The sequence below is a fragment of the Levilactobacillus zymae DSM 19395 genome, assembly GCF_001434115.1.
Classification (GTDB): Bacteria; Bacillota; Bacilli; order Lactobacillales; family Lactobacillaceae; genus Levilactobacillus; species Levilactobacillus zymae.
Window position 1 is genome coordinate 68,506 of the sequence record NZ_AZDW01000016.1, and the last position, 16,106, is coordinate 84,611.

Consider the following 16,106-nt stretch of genomic DNA (forward strand, 5'->3'; position numbering starts at 1 on the left):
TTATGTCCATTAAACTGATTGCCATCGATATCGACGGCACCCTGCTAAACGAAAAGAACGAACTCGCCCCGGCCACGATCGACGCGGTCAAGGCCGCCAGCGCCCAAGGCATCAAGGTCGTCCTATGCAGCGGTCGGCCCCTCACTGGTGTCGCGCCTTACATCCAAAAACTCGGGATCAGTGGGGATGACCAATACGCCGTGACCTACAACGGTGCGGTCGCCCAAACCGTTTCCGGCAAGATCCTGATCAACCACGCGTTAAGCTTCAACGACTACATCGACCTAGAAGCTCTGTCGCGGAAATTACAGGTCAGTTTCCAGATTGAAACGCCCGACTACATCTACACCGCTAACAAGAACATCAATCCTTACACCATCTTCGAAAGTAACCTGGTCAAGATGTTGATCCGTTACCGCGAAGTGGGCGAGATGCCCCGCGACGTGACCGTCTCCAAGGCCATGTTCGTCGATACCCCGGAAAACATCGACCGGATCAAGCCGTTGATCCCTCAAGACTTCCACGACAAGTACTACGTGGTCCAAAGTACGCCGTTCTTCATCGAAGTCATGAACAAAGAGGCCAGCAAGGGAAACGCCCTGCGCGGATTAGCCGCAGAATTGGGCTTAGAGCCCGCTGAAATCATGACCCTAGGTGATCAGGGGAACGACCTGACCATGATTGAATACGCCGGCTTAGGGGTCGCTATGGGCAACGCCATCGACGAGGTCAAGCAAGCCGCCGATGCAATCACGCTGACCAACGCCGAAGACGGGGTGGCTGCCGCTATCCGGAAGTACGCCTTAAAGTAACGACCGGTCAAAAAACAGGTTTGAGAAATCAAAAGATTTCTCAAACCTGTTTTTATTTGCTCACGTCGTGCTGGGGCTGTGGTTGCGTCAATAACCGGTACGCATAGCGGCCCATCACGACCACTAAAGCCAGCGTCCCGCTAATGACCAGCCAATGGGGCATGGTATCGCGATTGTCTTCTAAGAAGAAGCACAGACCCATTAATACCACGACAAGCACTAAGTTGAGGTTACACCAACGTTTCATGAGGAATTCGCCGCCAAATCTATGTATAGTTTAAAGTTAATTTGTATATTTCAAACCAGATATAGTCTATCACAGAAATGATTTTCGTAAACCCCCAAATTAACATTTTTGCCCCCTACCACCCGTAGCGTGCCAAAAAGGCCCCCGCAAACCGAAATTTGCGGGGGCCTTTCAGAATTTAAGTTAAAAGGTCAAAGAAGAAATTACTTCTTCAGTGGCGTCCATTGCCACTTCGTGAATTCTTCGATATCGTGACCTTCGTCACGGGTAACCTTAAAGTGCTTAGCCAAGATTTCATCCATCTTAGCGTCGAAGGCCTTAGCGGCAGCTTCGTCGATCACACCCTTGTTAACTAAGACGCTAACGGCGTCCTTAGCTTGGTGGAACCGGTCAAGTTCGGAGTATACCCGCATGTCGTAAGCGGTGGTGATATCACCATCTTCACGGTAACCATGCACGTGTAAGCCTAAGTGTTGACGTTCGTAGAACATGGATTCGATCAAGTCTTCGTAACCGTGGAAGCCAAAGACAACTGGCGTCCCGGAAGCACCGAATAATGCGCTGAACTTGTCATCAGACAAGGCACGTTCTGCGTTCAATTGACCGTTCTTGTTTTGCAAACGACCTAATTCAACCACGTTGACGTAACGCATCTTAACGGCTGGGAAGGCATCGTTGATCAAGTGAAGCGCAGCCAAGGTTTCGATGGTTGGTTCTACACCGGCAGAAGCAAAGACGATATCAGCATCTTCGCCTTCAGCAACCGTAGAAGCCCAGTCGATAGCCTTGATTCCTTCAGTAGCCAATTCTTCAGCTTCATCAATGGAGAACCATTGTTGACGAGGTTGCTTGGAAGCAACGATGTGGTTAACCTTTTGACGGTCCTTGAAGGCCCGGTCAAAGACGGCTAACAAGCTGTTCCCATCGGCTGGCAGGTATTGGCGAACGAAGTCAGACTTCTTTTCAGCCAAGTGAGTTAAGATACCTGGATCTTGGTGGGTGTAACCGTTGTGGTCTTGTTGGAATACAGTGGAAGTGGAAACCAGGTTCAATGATGGGTAATCATTGCGCCAGTCTTCAGCAGCCGCTTGGCGGATCCACTTGAAGTGCTGAGTGATCATGGAGTCGACAACGCGCAAGAATGATTCGTAAGAAGTGAAGACCCCTTGACGACCAGTCAGCGTGTAGGCTTCTAACCAACCTTCAGCTTGGTGTTCGGATAATTGGGCATCCAAGATCCGACCTTCTGGGGCTTCGTATTGGTCATTTGGTTCCTTGACCTTGCTTTCCCATTGACGGTTGGTGATCTTGAACATTTCCCAAAGACGGTTGGACATGGTTTCGTCAGGGCCAAAGATCCGGAATGAAGATGGGTTCTTGGTAGCCACACCGGCGAAGAACGTTGATAAGACGTTCATATCCATGTTCCGGTTGCCGTCTGGTAAGTTCGTCCCACGGTTGCTTTCGTTGATGTCGTTAGCGTAAGACTTCCAGTCAGGTAAGTCTAATAATTCTGGCTTTTCGCCACGCGCACGGCCACCGTTAGCTAATGGGTTAGCAGCCATCCGCTTGTCACCCTTAGGGGCAAAGTCAGCGACTTCTGCCTTCAACGTCCCATCCGTGTTGAATAATTCTTCTGGCTTGTATGACTTCATCCAAGCTTCGAATTCTGGTAATTCGTCGAAGTTGTTTTGGGATAAACCAAGCGGAACTTGGTGAGCACGGAAGGAGTTTTCGATTGGTTCGCCGGCTGGGTTATGCGTAGGACCGCCCCAACCCTTTGGCAAACGAGCCAGAACAACTGGCCATGGTGCAATCGTGCCGTCTTCGTACTTGCCGTTTTCACGCGCATCCTTTTGGATTTGCTTGATGTCAGCAATGGCTTGGTCAAAGACTGCAGCAGCCTTTTCGTGGTAAGTCATGTAGTCGTGGATATCATCGTTTTCGATGAACCGAGGTGACCAGCCTAACCCTTCGAAGAACTTCGTCAAGTGTTCGTCGTCCATCCGAGAGAACAGGGTTGGGTTAGAAATCTTGAAGCCGTTTAAGTCCAGGATTGGTAAAACAGCACCGTCGTTCTTAGGGTTCAAGAACTTGATGGAGTTCCACGCCGTCATAGCTGGACCAGTTTCAACTTCCCCATCACCAACAACCGTGAAGGCAATTTGGTCTGGGTTATCTAAAACGGCACCAGTTGCGTGAGAGAGTGAGTAACCTAATTCCCCACCTTCGTGAAGGGAACCTGGGGTTTGGGCAGTCATGTGAGAGCCAATACCACCTGGGAAGGAGAACCGCTTGTATAAACGGGACATCCCTTCAAGGTCTTGGGTGATTTCTGGGAAGGCATCCGTGTAAGTTCCGTCCAAGTAAGAGTTGGTTACCATTACTTGGCCACCGTGACCTGGGCCACCGATGTAGAACATGTTCAAGCCGTACTTGTTGATCAGACGGTTAGCGTGCGCGTACAGGAACGTTTGTCCTGAGATCGTACCCCAGTGTCCGATAGGCTTGACCTTAACGTCATCCTTTTGGATTGGTGTGTTAGTAACTGAGAACAGTGGGTTGCTCTTGAGGAAAATCATCCCACCGGAGAGATAAGTCGTTGCGCGCCACCAGGCGTCAACTTTTTCCAAGTAAGACTTGGAATCGAAATCTACTGCCATGAATTTACACTCCTTCGTCTGCTAGTTAACATCAATGTCGTCATGTTATCCGTAAATCACATAACTTTAATTTGCATTCTTTCATCATACGGAATTTTCACGAAAAGTCAACTACTTTGTAAATTGATACGGTCCAATTTTAAATGATGGTGGCCCCCATTCAAAACCTGCCTCACCCCGACCGGTCGCGCTAAACGGCCGTCCGGCGCTACTTCGTCGTCCGTCAATTTGTCTGCTGGGGCCTTAATGGGCGCCCAATTTAGCGGTCGTCTCTTAATCAATTTTTTAATTAAGGGGACGGCGCTAACCGTTCACAGTATATTTATAGCATAGTTCAGTCACTAAACCAAAAGAAAGCTCTTAGAATTATCTTTATGACGCAAGAAATCCCGTCGTTGCAACAAAAAAAGAAGCTCAACTGGGCTTCTTTCGTGACTAATCTTCGTCTAAGTTGACGAAGGTGCCGTATTTTAAATATTTATAATGCAGGTGCATGTTCGACACCTCAAACGGCGTGCCGTCGTCCATGAAGAAAATTCCCTCCATCACCCCGACCGGTTCCACCTCGGTCAAGTTCAATAATTTCTGATCCTCGTGACTCGACGGTTGGGCCCGAATCGACAAGAAGGACTTGGTCACGGACTGGTCTTGCGTCTCCTGTAGGTAGTTAAAAATCGAACTTTGGACCACGGCCGGCGTCAGGGCCGGTAAAATCTTGATGGGAATATACCCCGTCTCGATGATCACCGGTTGGTCATCAAAGAGGCGCAGGCGCTTGATGCGGTAAACGAATTCCGCGTCATTTAAAAACAACTCCTGTTGAATCTCCGGACTCGCCGGGACCACCCGGTAGTCGAGGAGCCGACTTTGCGGTTGCTCACCGTTTACCTGAAAACTATCCGTGATGCCTAGGTTACGCCCCTCGTAGCGAAAGGCCGACTGATCCTTCAGGTACAGCGGATTAATGAACGTCCCCGAGCCGCGCTTCTTGAAGATAATGCCTTGGTCCACCAGCACCCCCATGGCGCGTTTGATGGTGCTCCGGCTCACCTGGTAACTCTCGCTCAGACTCCGCTCATCCGGTAATTTCTTGGTGGTAAATTCCCCGCCACGAATTCGTTTTTTGATATCGTGCATCACATTTCGATAAACTAAATCTGGCATTCGTTACTCTCCTCAGGGCTTTGCGTCAATTTCCATCCCGATAGTATACCAGAGTTTAGGGCCGCGGAACATCTTTTCTTGGTCACCGGCGTCTCGCTCCGTTACCGAACGCTTCGCAGATAGCCCCGCCAAATCCAGCCGCTATGCTGTCCGTCCTGGCTTTTAACGTGGTAGTAAATCGCTGCGGTGTGCCGATAACGATCATAGATTTTCTGGTGGGCGTCCGTCAACCAGACAGTTCGCTGGGTCCGTCGATGCGTCGCGTACCGCACCCGCAAATGTCGCGAGTACCGGGCATCTTGCGTCACGTGATACCGGTGCGTCCCCATCTTTTGCCGCCACACGACCCGCACCGAGTTCGCCCGGCGTGCCGAATACTGGTCGGCCGCTGCCGTGGGCATGGTTAAACCAATACCCACCACTAACAGACCAATTGTTCCGATTTGAATTGCTCGCATTCCTTGGACCTCCTACCCCATTTTGCCGGCCAATCTCCGAATCACCGTTCCCCAACGATTCTCTCGGTGCTATTAGTCAGCTGTTGTCCCTAAATGCTGTTGCTACTGAACTGAGTGTAGCACGAACTAGTTAAGCCGGGGTTAAGAAAGAATTCGGTGGTGCAAAAAAAGCAGCGCTCCCGGAGGACCGCCGCTTCACTAAACCAAGGTTAAAATAATGCCGACAATAATCAGACCGAAGCCGGCCAGAAAACTGAACCGGGCACCGGGGGAGACCCGAATCGGCGAATTTTTCACCGTGGCGACGTCGTGCACGTCGACCTTTTCACCGGGCAGGGGATCCTGTCCCTTCTTACGTCGGTGCCGCCAACCCGTAAATAGGTGGCCACGAGCGAGGACCAAGACCGCCCCCACCACGACTAACGCCAACCCCAGCATGAAGAGTAGGTTGCCAATTACCATGAGTTGCATGCCCAGAACGTGGGCGACTAAGCCGATAAGCACGCTCGCGCCAATCACGCCGGTTCCCCAGCGTTGCCAATTTTGTTGCATGCCGACCGCCTCCTTCTTTGAGAAAAAGAGCTTGGGACCTGGCCCCAAACTCTTTTTTAGTTGATTTTTGAAATGCTTTTGGTGCTGAGACTCAGTTGGCGCCGCTTAATCCCGATAACGGATTTATTCCCAAAGGCTGGGGTAAATTTCGTTAGCGCCATCTGCGGCCGCCGAAACGTGCTTACCAGGGGCAACGGGTTCCGCTTAATTCCGATAACGGGTTCATCCCCAAAGAACGGGGATAAACCCGTTATCGGCCTTAATGCTCGCCCGCTGACCGCCCCTGGACGCACTCTTACTGAAACGTGCTCCTGACGGGCAGCTGGCTCCGCTTAACCCCGATAGTGGATTCATCCCCTAAGCCCGGGGATAAATCCACTATCGGCCTTAATGCTCACCAGCTAAACGCCCTTCGTCGCACTCTACTGTTCTCTACTGCGGAAACGGTTCTTAAATAACGGACTGACCGGCCGATTTTCGTTGATTCGCTTGATGGCTTGCCCAATCAGGGGACCGACCGAAATCTGCTCGATCTTTTCAATTTGCTTATCAGCGGTTAATTGGATGGAATCCGTGACCACTAACTTCTTGATTGGCGACTGCTTGATCCGTTCGATCGCCGGACCCGACAGAACCGGGTGCGTACAACTTGCGTATACTTCCAGCGCACCGGCATCCATCAAGGCCTTCGACCCTAACGTAATCGTGCCGGCCGTATCGATCATGTCATCGATCATGATGCACCGTTTGCCCTTAACGTCCCCAATGATGTTCATGATTTCGGCCACGTTGGCCCGGGGCCGCCGCTTGTCGATAATCGCAATTGGGGCCTTCAAGAATTCGGCCAAGGCCCGCGCTCTAGTCACCCCACCATGGTCGGGTGAGACCACGACGGCGTCTTCGGCTAAGCCGTTACGCAAGAAGTAGTCCGCCAGTAATGGGGCCCCCATCAAGTGATCCACGGGAACGTCGAAGAACCCTTGAATCTGCGCCGCATGCAAGTCTAAGGCTAAGACCCGCGTCACGCCGGCCGTTTGGAGCATGTTGGCGACCAATTTGGCCGTAATGGGTTCGCGGGACCGGGCTTTCCGGTCTTGCCGCGCGTAACCGTAGTACGGAATGACCACGTTGATGGTGGCCGCGCTGGCCCGCCGTAAGGCATCAATCATGATCAACAATTCCATTAAGTTGTCATTTACCGGTGCCGACGTCGATTGAATCACGTAAACGTGGCATCCCCGGACACTTTGTTCAATGTTGATGCGAATTTCACCATCACTAAACCGGTCCACAGAAGTTTTTCCTAATTCGACACCCACTTCGTTAGCGATTTTTTGAGCCAACGGTTTGTTCGAATTTAACGCAAAAATCTTTAATTTAGGATCGAAATATTGCGTAGCCATAATTTCCTCCAATAGCAAAAGCTGCCTGAATTACTACCATAATTTTAGGTTATCCCGTGCTAAAACACAAGATTTTCCCCCGGTTATTCTTCGCCGCGGTATGGAAGTTTTTGATAATAGTTCGGTTTGTTGGTTTGCCGTTGCCGGGCAATCGCCATGTCGTACTGGTTCACGGCGTCGGTAATCGTAGAGCCCGCCGCGATGAAACTGTGGTCCGCCACGTCTAACGGGGCGACCAGGTTGGAGTTCGAACCGATGAAGGCATCGTCGCCCACGACCGTTTCGTGCTTGTTCTTGCCATCGTAGTTGACAAAGACCACGCCGCAACCTACGTTGATGTGCTTACCTAATTTGGCGTTCCCCACGTAGGTCAGATGACCGACCTTGGTGCCTTCACCAATCGTGGCCTTCTTGACTTCCACAAAGTTCCCCAAGTGAACCTTCGGACCGATGTGAGATTCTGGCCGCAAATGGCTGTTTGGACCGATATTCGACCCACTGGCCATGTCGGAGTCTTCCAATAAGGAGGAGGTAACCGTGACGTGGTCGGCTAACGTGGCGTTGCGCAGTTCGGAGTGCGCCCCGATGTAGCAGTCATCACCAATGACCGTCTTGCCCTTCAATAGGACACCGGGTTCGATGATCGTGTCGGCGCCAATCTTCACGCCGGCATCGATGTAGGTGGTTTCTGGGTCGATCAGCGTGACGCCGTCTTGCATGTGTTGTTTGTTGATCCGTTCGCGCATGATCTTGGTGGCGGCGGCTAAGGCCACGCGGTCGTTAACCCCCATGGATTCGTCAAAATCACTCATCCGGTAGGCGCCAACGATGTCACCCTGTTGCTTCAAGATTTCGATAACGTCGGTCAGGTAGTATTCCCCCTGAGCGTTGTCGTTGGAGATTTCGTGTAAGGCCTTGAAGAGCTTTTGGTTGTCGAACACGTAAACCCCGGTGTTGATTTCGTGGATTTCTTGTTCTTCGGAATTGGCATCCTTTTGTTCCACAATCTTTTCCACGATGCCGATGTTGTTCCGCACGATGCGGCCGTAACCGGTCGGGTCCGGGGCCTTCGACGTTAAAATCGTGGCCGCGGCGTGCTTAGCTTCATGGTAGGCAAATAAGTCTTCAAACGTTTGGGCTTGGAACAACGGTGTGTCCCCACTGACAATCAGGGTGGTTCCCTGTTCGTCCTTTAAGATGGGTTCCGTCTGTAAGACCGCGTGGCCCGTTCCCAATTGCTTGGCTTGTAAGACGTATTGCGTCCGGTCGCCTAACGTGGCTTTGACCTCGTCGGCACCGTAGCCCACGACCGTGACCACCTTGTCCATGTTGGTCTTTTCCACTTGGGTCAGCACGTGGTCGACCATGGCTTTCCCGCAAACGCGATGCAAGACCTTATACAACTTCGACTTCATCCGGGTCCCCTTGCCGGCTGCCAGAATGATTGTATTTCTCGTACTCATGTCTACTATCTCCTATTTTTGTGGATTATTTTCTTCGCCAAAGATCTGCGTGAGGTAGTTCCCCGGTGTGACGCGAATTTCATCATCTTGTGTTTGAACCTTGACCAACGACGTGTACTTCGAGACCGGCCGTTGCCCGTCAAAGTCGCCTTCCGCAAACACGGCCACGCCGGCTAGTTGGGAATCGAACTCATCGACTAGAGACCGCAGTCCCCCGACCGTGCCGCCGCCCTTCATGTAGTCGTCGACGATTAAGACGCGCGACCCGGGTTTGACACTGCGCTTGGATAACGCCATGCGTTCGATCCGCTTGGTTGACCCCGACACGTAGTTGACACTGACCGTGGAACCTTCCGTAATCTGCGAATCGTGCCGCACGATCACGAACGGCACGTTTAGGTAGTTGGCAACACTTTGGGCCAACGGAATCCCCTTAGTGGCGACCGTGACCACCACGTCAACGGTTTGGTTCAGGTATTGGGTGGCGAGAATCCGCCCAATTTGCCGCAAGGCGGCTGGCCGACCTAAGATGTCGGACATGTACACGTAGCCCCCGGGTAAATACCGGTCGGCGGCGGACAACTCATCAATCATGTCGCCCACAAACTGTTCGGCCTCTTCCCGTAAAATGTAGGGAATGAACCGGGCCCCCCCAGCTGCACCGGGAACCGTTTCAAGTAGACCAGTCCCCCGCATCTGAAAGGTCCGTTTCAGAATCGTCAAATCTTCGCTGATGGAAGACTTCGCTGACTCATAACGCGACGCAAAAAACGTCAGGGATACAAGTTGATGCGGGCGTTCCAATAAGTAGCGGGTCATGTCGACCAACCGGTCACTTCTTCTGACTTTCAACCTATTCACCTCAATTGTTTTCTTTCGGACTAATTGTATGCTTCATTTTAGCATAAATGTTCGGGTTTTTCGTGATATTTCCGTGAGAAATCCAACTTTATGGCGGAACTTCGTGGAACTTTTAGTTAAGCCCGAACACCATTCCCCGCTTGCTGGCGCAAATGGTAGCGCTTTGCTTAAATATAAAATATTTTATCCTTACGGGTTTCACTCGCCCGCCCTCCGGCCATCGTTCTTAGCACTTCCGGACTACTCAACCACCTCCTCCAAGCCGTGACTGCATGTTCAGGCCAAAAAACTGACCCCACGTTATCCAGAAACAACGTGAGGCCAGTTCATGATTTAAGTTTAGCGTTACAGATTATCGCCCTTGGCCCGCAGGAGTTCGCCTAACGCGGGTTGTTGGGTCAAATCAATGTGGTTCTTCTTGGCGTAGGCGTCCACGGCGTCTTGACCGTAGAGCTTAGGGTCCAGTGGCATGAAGGCCGTTTCGATTGGATCGTCGTCCTTGATGATGGCGTTGACCACGATGGGCTTCGTGTTGCCGTTGGCCTGGAGGTCCTTAATCTTATTAAAGACGTTTTCGACGTCGACCTTGTTGGTGACCGTAAACCCGATGCCACCGAGGCCCTCGGCGACCTTGGCCCAGTCGGCTTCCGACAGGTCCACCCCGTACAGGTGTTGGCCGGTCGCCACTTGTTCGTTATAGATGAAGCCAAAACGGTTATTGGTAAAGACCACGTTGATGACCGGCAACTGGTAACGGGCTTCGGTAATCAGGTCCGGCGCCACCATGGCAAAGCCCCCGTCACCGGAGAACGACCACGCCTGGGCACCCTTGTCGGCGTTCAACGCCCCGGCCAGCCCGGCTGGTAAGCCGTAACCCATCGTGGCAAAGAGACCGGATAAGGCGAAGCGTTGTTGCTGATCCATCGGCAAACCCCGGACGGCCCACTCGGACACGTTCCCGGTATCGACCCCGTAAATATCCTTGGGACCAACCAGCGAAGCCACCTTGCGCATCACGGTTTCGGGAGCCAACCCGGCGCTGTCGTCCTGTGCCAGTTGGGTCAAGTAGGCATTCCAGTTTTGCTTGTTTTGGCGGTTAGCCGTCAGCCAATCCGTGACCGGTAAAGTTTCCCCCGTCGCGACCATGGCCTGTAAGAACTGCTTGGCGTCACTGAGCACGGCGACGTCGACCGGCACCATCTTGCCGATATCAAAGGAATTGTCGTTGACCTGAACAATCTTGATATCCTTCGGCCAGAATTGCGCGAACGGGAACTCGGACCCCAAGAAGAGGATCAAGTCGGTGTGCTGTAGGGCTTCAAACCCGGACTTGGACCCTAGCCGGCCAAACGTTCCAATGGCGTTGGGATGGTCGGTCGGGATGACGCCGGTCGCCGGCACCGTGTTCAAGACCGGTAGATTGAATTGTTCACTGAACTTGACCAGTTCGGCCCGGGCGTTCAGTAAGCCCCGCCCCGCGTAGACCAGCGGGTGCTTAGCGGCCTTCAAGAGCTTTAGCGTTTCGGTCACAGCCTGAGGATCGATGACCTGTTTGAAGGAATCGACTACCACGTTTGGCGTCTTGACCGGTTCGTAATCAATTTCCTTGGCCGACAGGTCTTCGGGAATGATGACCACGGCCGGTCCCTTTTGGCGGTAGGCCTCGCGAATCGCTTGGTTGACCACGTAAGGTAACTGTTCGGCCGTGGTGACCGTGCGGTTGTACACGGCGACGTCGCTAAACATCGGCGTTTCGTCCATTTCTTGGAAGTAGTTGGTGTTCATGGTTGGTTGGGGAACTTGTCCCACCAGGGCTAAGACGGGCACGTGGTCCATCTTGGCGTCGTACAGCCCGTTAAATAAGTGCGTGGCCCCCGGACCCGCCGACCCAAAGGAAACGCCGATCTTACCGGTATACTTGGCGTCGGCCGCGGCGGCTAAAGCGCCCACCTCTTCGTGGCGCACCTGGATATACTTGACCTGGTCCTGTTCGAGATACAGGCCTTCAACGGTATGGTTGATGGAGCCACCGGGAATCCCGTACACGTGGTCCACGCCCCAAGCAGCTAACACCTTGACTAATGCTTGTCCCGCAATCATCTTTGTCATGTTAATCGTACTCCTTACCGAAATTGCGCCACGCCTTTAGCTAAACTGGTTTAGACGCTGAATTAAGTTTATGAGGCTATCATAACGGTTCTTGTCCGCAATTGCTAGCATCTTTACTTACTTTTTGTAAGTTATTGATTTCACAACTAGAAAAACGCCCAACCACCGGAGTTAGACCGCGTGGTTGAGCGTTTGGAATCGTTTAATTTTTAGCCGCCGTTTGGGCGTGTTGCCAGCCCAAGGCGATAAAATAGAAGAGGGCTTCGATGGCTGCGATGAAAAACGAGACCGGGTAATTGGTCACGTAGCTGAGGGCCAGGCCACTCCAGACCCCGACCAGGGCCAGCAGAATGGCCAGCCCCATCATTCGACCCACGGAATGGGCGAAGTACTTGGCCGTGGCCGCCGGTAAGGTCAAGAGGATGAAAATCAGTAACGACCCCACGATTTGGGCCGCCACGCTGACACTCAACGCCAACAGCACCAGGAAGGTCACGGATAGCGTATTGGTCCACAAGCCCTTGACCAGCGCGCCGGTGTGGTCAAACGAATCGAACTTCAAGAAACGGTAGATCACCAGCACCACGATCAGCACCAGAATCGACAACACCAGCATCTGGGTCACGTCGCTACTGCTAATCCCGATGACGCTCCCGAATAAGATATTGGTGGCGTAGCTGGCGTTGGTGTTGGCCAGCGACAGGAACAGAATCCCCAACCCGATGAACAAAGCTGAAATGGCGCTGGTCGCGGCTTCTCGCCGTTCGGCCCGGACACTTAACTGCCCCACGATGACCGAACTGACCACCGTAAACAGCAACATGCCACTCAGCGGCGTCCACCCGGCAAAGATGCCGAAGGCCGCCCCGGAAAATCCGATTTCCGACAGGGTATGGGTCAGAAACGACATGTTCCGGGCAATCACGAAGACGCCCATGATCCCACAGATCACGGCGATAATCGTGCCGGCCGCGAACGCGTTGCGCATAAATTCGTAACTAAACATGTTCGGCCTCCCCCCGCCAAACCTTCTGGTCGGTCAACTGGTCAATCGCGCCCTGTTCGGTCCCCTGCGGCGTCAACATCAAGAATTGTTGGGTGTAGCGCCGGGCTAACGGGATATCGTGGGTCACGAACAGGACAGTGAGATCCAACGTCTGGTTGATTTGTTGAACTAGGTCCAGTAATTCAGTCTTGGTGACCGGATCCAGACTGGCCGTGGATTCGTCCAAAATCAAGAGGTTCGGTCGTTCGACCAACGCCTGCGCCAGGTAAGCCTTCTGCTTTTCGCCCCCGGACGCTTGGCCGATTGGGCGGTTCGCCAGCTTGGTCAGGCCGGTCTGCTTTAACATGGCCTCGACCCGTTGGCGTTCGCCGCGACTCAACCACGGCAACTTCCAGCCGGTCAGATTTAAGCCCACGAAGTCACGAATGGTTAAGGGATATTCCGAATCGATGTTGCGAAATTGGGGCACGTAGCCGATTTGCACGGCGTTAACGCTGGGCAGGTAGTTGACCTTCCCGGTCGTGGGCCGCAGCTGGTGCAGAATCGTCCGCATCAGGGTGGTCTTCCCCACCCCGTTTTCGCCGACGATACTCCAGAATTCGCCCCGGTTAATGGTGAGGTTTAAATCGTTAAAAACGGGGTGACCCGGAAAGGTCATCCCCAGATGTTCAAGTTGTAAAATGGGTGTCTTCGACGTCACGACTGACTCCTCGCTTCCTGTTGAATCCGTAGAACTTGCCGGTACTGGCTGGTCATCCAGGTCAGATAACTCTGATCGATTGGCTTGGTTTCGGTCACCTTGACCACCGGCACGTGATACTGGCGCGCCAGATTGACCATGGTGGTCACATTCTTGCTGGAGTTTTGGGTATTCTCCACGAAAAACGCAATCTTGTGGTGCCGAATCTGCGCCGCTAGCTGGGTAATGTCGGCCGGCGTGGGATCGCTGTCCTCTTCGATGGCTTGGGCAAAGTGACCGTCGCTGACCCGGTAACCCATGGCACTTAGGGCGAGGTCAAAGACCGGTTCGCTGACGGCGACTTGCTGCCCGTTAGCGTGGCGTTTGATCTGCTGAGCCAACCGGGGTAACGCGCGCAACTGCCGTTCATAGGCTTGGCCGCGCCGGGCGAACGCCGCGGCATGCTGGGGGTCCAGACGACTAAACTGCCGGACTAGTTGGCGGGTCATCTGGGTCATCAACTGAGGGTCACTCCACAAATGGGGGTTCGCGCCCATCTTGCGGCCCACCAGGTTGCCCAGATTGAGCACCTGAATGTCGCTATGACCGTTGGCGGCCACCAACCGTTGCATCCAGCTGTCGTAGCCCAAGCCGTTTTGAATCACCACGTTGGCTCGCGCGACCTTCTTGGCCGTGGCAATGTCGGGTTCAAAGCTTTCCGGGTCGACGCTGGGACTGTTGATCACCGTGGTGACCGTCCCGTCGTTGCCCAGAATCTTCCGGGCCGCCTCACCGTAAAAGTTCAGTGACGCGACCACGTGAATTCCCGTTTGTCTTGCCGAGGTCGTGGTTTGCGTCCGGCAACCGCTCAGGTCCAGACTTAACACTACCATTATTATCAGGCCCGTCAGCCATCCCAACCGTCGCACGGACTTCCCTGCTTTCTCTCTACGAATTTGTAAATGATAACTATTACCATTTACCAGTTTACCGAAAAATGAAAGCTTGTCAATCACTTTTCGCCGGAATTCCCCAGGTAAGGCGCCAAAAAGGTCGCGACGGTCTGGTCGTATTTTGCGGGATCCGCCGCTCTAGTCGCGATGTGCCCGGCGCTGGGGTGGCGGTAACGTTGCTTCGGACCGGCCGCCGCCTGATAGAGGATATCCAGATTTTCAATCGGAACGGTCTGGTCGTTGGCCCCCTGGATGAAGAGAATGGGCAGGTCGGTGTGCCGCAATTGTTCGGCGATGTCGCCGTCTTGAAGCCGGTAACCCGCATCGAGGCGCGAGTATTGGTTTGCCAACGTCATGGTCGGGGTCGCCGGCACGTGGTACTTGTGCCAGAGCCGGTAACGTCCCTCCGAAAGGACCGACGCGTACCCGGAATCGGCCACCACGGCCTTAACGTTAGCCGGCAGATCTTCACCCGCCGTTGCCAGGACCGTCGCGGCCCCCATGGAAATCCCCATCAGTACGATTTGCACGTCAGCGCCTTGCCGGTCGATCACCTGACTGATCCAGCCTTGATAGTCGTGCCGGTCCAGCCAACCGTAACCGATGGTGGTCCCGTCACTATCCCCGTGCGCCCGCGCATCGGGCATCAACACCTGGTAGCCCCACGCGTGAAAGACCTGGGCGTAGGGAATCATTTGCTCGCGGGAATGGCCTAGGCCGTGTGCCAAGATGGCGACCCGGTCACTGGGCTGCTCGGCGGGAATGAACGACGCCCGTAACGTGAGGCCATCCTGACTGGTCTGGGTCCATTCTTGGAGGGGCTGCTGGAGGTACCAGGCGTTGTCCGCCGCCGTATTCTCCGCAATCGACCGCTGCTTGGATTTTTGCTTGCTGCGACTGAAGGACTTCATGCCCATCTGGTAGACCGCCAGGGTACTCCCCACCAGGCTGACCAAACTCGTTGCCGCTAACGCTGCCGTAATCCCGAACCACTTTTTTGTCGTCATCACCGAACACTCCTTTTGACTTGCTTAATTACTTCCTACCATACCCGAAATTCGACGGGGTTGCCAAGGGGTATCCCGGAAAATTTCGCGAAAAAAACAATTCCCAAACTGCCAATTGAGGCGGTTGGAAATTGTTTTGATTGGGGCTAAATGAAACGGCTAACTTATATATGTACTGACCTGAATTACAATTCCTAAAACGGCGTGGTACTCGTCGTGGTGTACCACGCATTATGCGTCAGATAAGTCGTGTAAATCCAAACCGTATACGGGGCACTCATTTGGTAACCCCCGTTGCCGTTAGAAACGTCAAAATTCCCTAGGGTCCAGTGACGTTTACCGCCGAAGTTTTTCCATTGAGGCTTAACGTAGGTCGTATCATCGCTATTACGGGTGCCGAAGCAATAATAGCCGTGTTGCCGCTTCGCTATGCTGTAATATTTGGCCTTAATCTGGCTGTGATGCCATTGCCCCTTCAAGCGAGATTTCCAAGCCAGCTGAACCGCATGACGCGTAAAGTGTAACCGATGATAGGTGTAGTGACCACTACTATATTGTCGTGAATACCAGTACTTATGGTGCCGCAAAACATACGGATTGGTGGCTAGTTTGGTTTTAGCGTTCGCCGTGGTCGTGGGCGCCACCGCAAAAACACTAGCAACTAACATACCAGCAAATACGCCGGCGTAGCGGGATATTTTCATGTCTAGAACTCCTCTCTGATAATCT

At 53.2% G+C, this 16,106-nt stretch carries 15 protein-coding genes; 1 reads left to right on the top strand and 14 read right to left on the bottom strand.

Features of this window, described 5'->3' with window-relative positions:
- Positions 1-2 precede the first annotated feature (2 nt).
- Positions 3-812 carry a sugar-phosphatase gene (gene yidA, locus FD38_RS03825; protein ID WP_057731322.1) on the top strand — a complete coding sequence of 270 codons (810 nt, stop codon included), beginning with the start codon at positions 3-5 and terminating at the stop codon, positions 810-812.
- A 52-nt stretch (positions 813-864) separates the two neighbouring features.
- Here the strand turns inward: yidA and FD38_RS03830 are convergent, their stop codons facing one another.
- From FD38_RS03830 to FD38_RS03895, 14 genes are all read right to left on the bottom strand, one after another.
- Positions 865-1,059: a hypothetical protein gene (locus tag FD38_RS03830; RefSeq protein WP_057731325.1), complete on the bottom strand. Its 195-nt coding sequence runs from the start codon at positions 1,057-1,059 to the stop codon at positions 865-867.
- Positions 1,060-1,262: 203 nt separating this feature from the next.
- Entirely contained in the window at positions 1,263-3,722 is a 2,460-nt protein-coding gene (locus tag FD38_RS03835) for a phosphoketolase family protein (protein WP_057731328.1), read from the bottom strand.
- A gap of 435 nt (positions 3,723-4,157) precedes the next feature.
- Positions 4,158-4,886: a GntR family transcriptional regulator gene (locus FD38_RS03840; protein ID WP_057731331.1), complete on the bottom strand. Its 729-nt coding sequence runs from the start codon at positions 4,884-4,886 to the stop codon at positions 4,158-4,160.
- 101 nt (positions 4,887-4,987) lie between these two features.
- Positions 4,988-5,344 (bottom strand): hypothetical protein, encoded by a 357-nt coding sequence (locus FD38_RS03845; RefSeq protein WP_057731333.1) that lies wholly within the window; start codon positions 5,342-5,344, stop codon positions 4,988-4,990.
- Between the two features lie 198 nt (positions 5,345-5,542).
- The gene (locus FD38_RS03850; protein ID WP_057731336.1) at positions 5,543-5,896 is read right to left on the bottom strand and encodes a DUF3899 domain-containing protein; all 354 of its coding nucleotides are present in this window, start codon (positions 5,894-5,896) and stop codon (positions 5,543-5,545) included.
- 422 nt (positions 5,897-6,318) lie between these two features.
- A complete protein-coding gene (locus FD38_RS03855; protein WP_057731338.1) occupies positions 6,319-7,299 on the bottom strand; it encodes a ribose-phosphate diphosphokinase in 981 nt (326 codons plus the stop codon).
- A gap of 83 nt (positions 7,300-7,382) precedes the next feature.
- Positions 7,383-8,762, bottom strand: a complete 1,380-nt coding sequence (glmU, locus tag FD38_RS03860) for a bifunctional UDP-N-acetylglucosamine diphosphorylase/glucosamine-1-phosphate N-acetyltransferase GlmU (RefSeq protein WP_057731341.1) — start codon at positions 8,760-8,762, stop codon at positions 7,383-7,385.
- 12 nt (positions 8,763-8,774) lie between these two features.
- Positions 8,775-9,614 carry a pur operon repressor gene (gene purR, locus FD38_RS03865; protein ID WP_083485262.1) on the bottom strand — a complete coding sequence of 280 codons (840 nt, stop codon included), beginning with the start codon at positions 9,612-9,614 and terminating at the stop codon, positions 8,775-8,777.
- 354 nt (positions 9,615-9,968) lie between these two features.
- Positions 9,969-11,732 (bottom strand): thiamine pyrophosphate-binding protein, encoded by a 1,764-nt coding sequence (locus tag FD38_RS03870; protein WP_057731344.1) that lies wholly within the window; start codon positions 11,730-11,732, stop codon positions 9,969-9,971.
- A gap of 202 nt (positions 11,733-11,934) precedes the next feature.
- Positions 11,935-12,738 (bottom strand): metal ABC transporter permease, encoded by an 804-nt coding sequence (locus FD38_RS03875; RefSeq protein WP_057731345.1) that lies wholly within the window; start codon positions 12,736-12,738, stop codon positions 11,935-11,937.
- Positions 12,731-13,396, bottom strand: a complete 666-nt coding sequence (locus tag FD38_RS03880) for a metal ABC transporter ATP-binding protein (protein ID WP_057731485.1) — start codon at positions 13,394-13,396, stop codon at positions 12,731-12,733. The genes FD38_RS03875 and FD38_RS03880 overlap by 8 nt, the downstream gene beginning before the upstream one ends.
- A gap of 38 nt (positions 13,397-13,434) precedes the next feature.
- Positions 13,435-14,310, bottom strand: coding sequence for a metal ABC transporter solute-binding protein, Zn/Mn family (locus FD38_RS03885; RefSeq protein WP_083485263.1), 876 nt, complete (start codon positions 14,308-14,310; stop codon positions 13,435-13,437).
- A 119-nt stretch (positions 14,311-14,429) separates the two neighbouring features.
- Complete coding sequence (locus FD38_RS03890; protein ID WP_083485264.1) at positions 14,430-15,377, bottom strand: alpha/beta hydrolase; 948 nt, start codon at positions 15,375-15,377, stop codon at positions 14,430-14,432.
- Positions 15,378-15,571: 194 nt separating this feature from the next.
- Positions 15,572-16,081, bottom strand: coding sequence for a hypothetical protein (locus FD38_RS03895; RefSeq protein WP_057731351.1), 510 nt, complete (start codon positions 16,079-16,081; stop codon positions 15,572-15,574).
- Between the last annotated feature and the right edge of the window lie 25 nt (positions 16,082-16,106).

Coding starts and splice junctions, on each gene's coding strand:
- FD38_RS03850 (WP_057731336.1), bottom strand. CDS start 5,896: ATGCAACAAAATTGGCAACGCTGGGGAACCGGCGTGATTGGCGCGAGC.
- FD38_RS03855 (WP_057731338.1), bottom strand. CDS start 7,299: ATGGCTACGCAATATTTCGATCCTAAATTAAAGATTTTTGCGTTAAAT.
- FD38_RS03870 (WP_057731344.1), bottom strand. CDS start 11,732: ATGACAAAGATGATTGCGGGACAAGCATTAGTCAAGGTGTTAGCTGCT.
- FD38_RS03890 (WP_083485264.1), bottom strand. CDS start 15,377: ATGACGACAAAAAAGTGGTTCGGGATTACGGCAGCGTTAGCGGCAACG.
- FD38_RS03880 (WP_057731485.1), bottom strand. CDS start 13,396: ATGACCTTTCCGGGTCACCCCGTTTTTAACGATTTAAACCTCACCATT.
- FD38_RS03830 (WP_057731325.1), bottom strand. CDS start 1,059: ATGAAACGTTGGTGTAACCTCAACTTAGTGCTTGTCGTGGTATTAATG.
- FD38_RS03845 (WP_057731333.1), bottom strand. CDS start 5,344: ATGCGAGCAATTCAAATCGGAACAATTGGTCTGTTAGTGGTGGGTATT.
- FD38_RS03875 (WP_057731345.1), bottom strand. CDS start 12,738: ATGTTTAGTTACGAATTTATGCGCAACGCGTTCGCGGCCGGCACGATT.
- glmU (WP_057731341.1), bottom strand. CDS start 8,762: ATGAGTACGAGAAATACAATCATTCTGGCAGCCGGCAAGGGGACCCGG.
- FD38_RS03885 (WP_083485263.1), bottom strand. CDS start 14,310: ATGGTAGTGTTAAGTCTGGACCTGAGCGGTTGCCGGACGCAAACCACG.
- FD38_RS03895 (WP_057731351.1), bottom strand. CDS start 16,081: ATGAAAATATCCCGCTACGCCGGCGTATTTGCTGGTATGTTAGTTGCT.
- yidA (WP_057731322.1), top strand. CDS start 3: ATGTCCATTAAACTGATTGCCATCGATATCGACGGCACCCTGCTAAAC.
- FD38_RS03835 (WP_057731328.1), bottom strand. CDS start 3,722: ATGGCAGTAGATTTCGATTCCAAGTCTTACTTGGAAAAAGTTGACGCC.
- FD38_RS03840 (WP_057731331.1), bottom strand. CDS start 4,886: ATGCCAGATTTAGTTTATCGAAATGTGATGCACGATATCAAAAAACGA.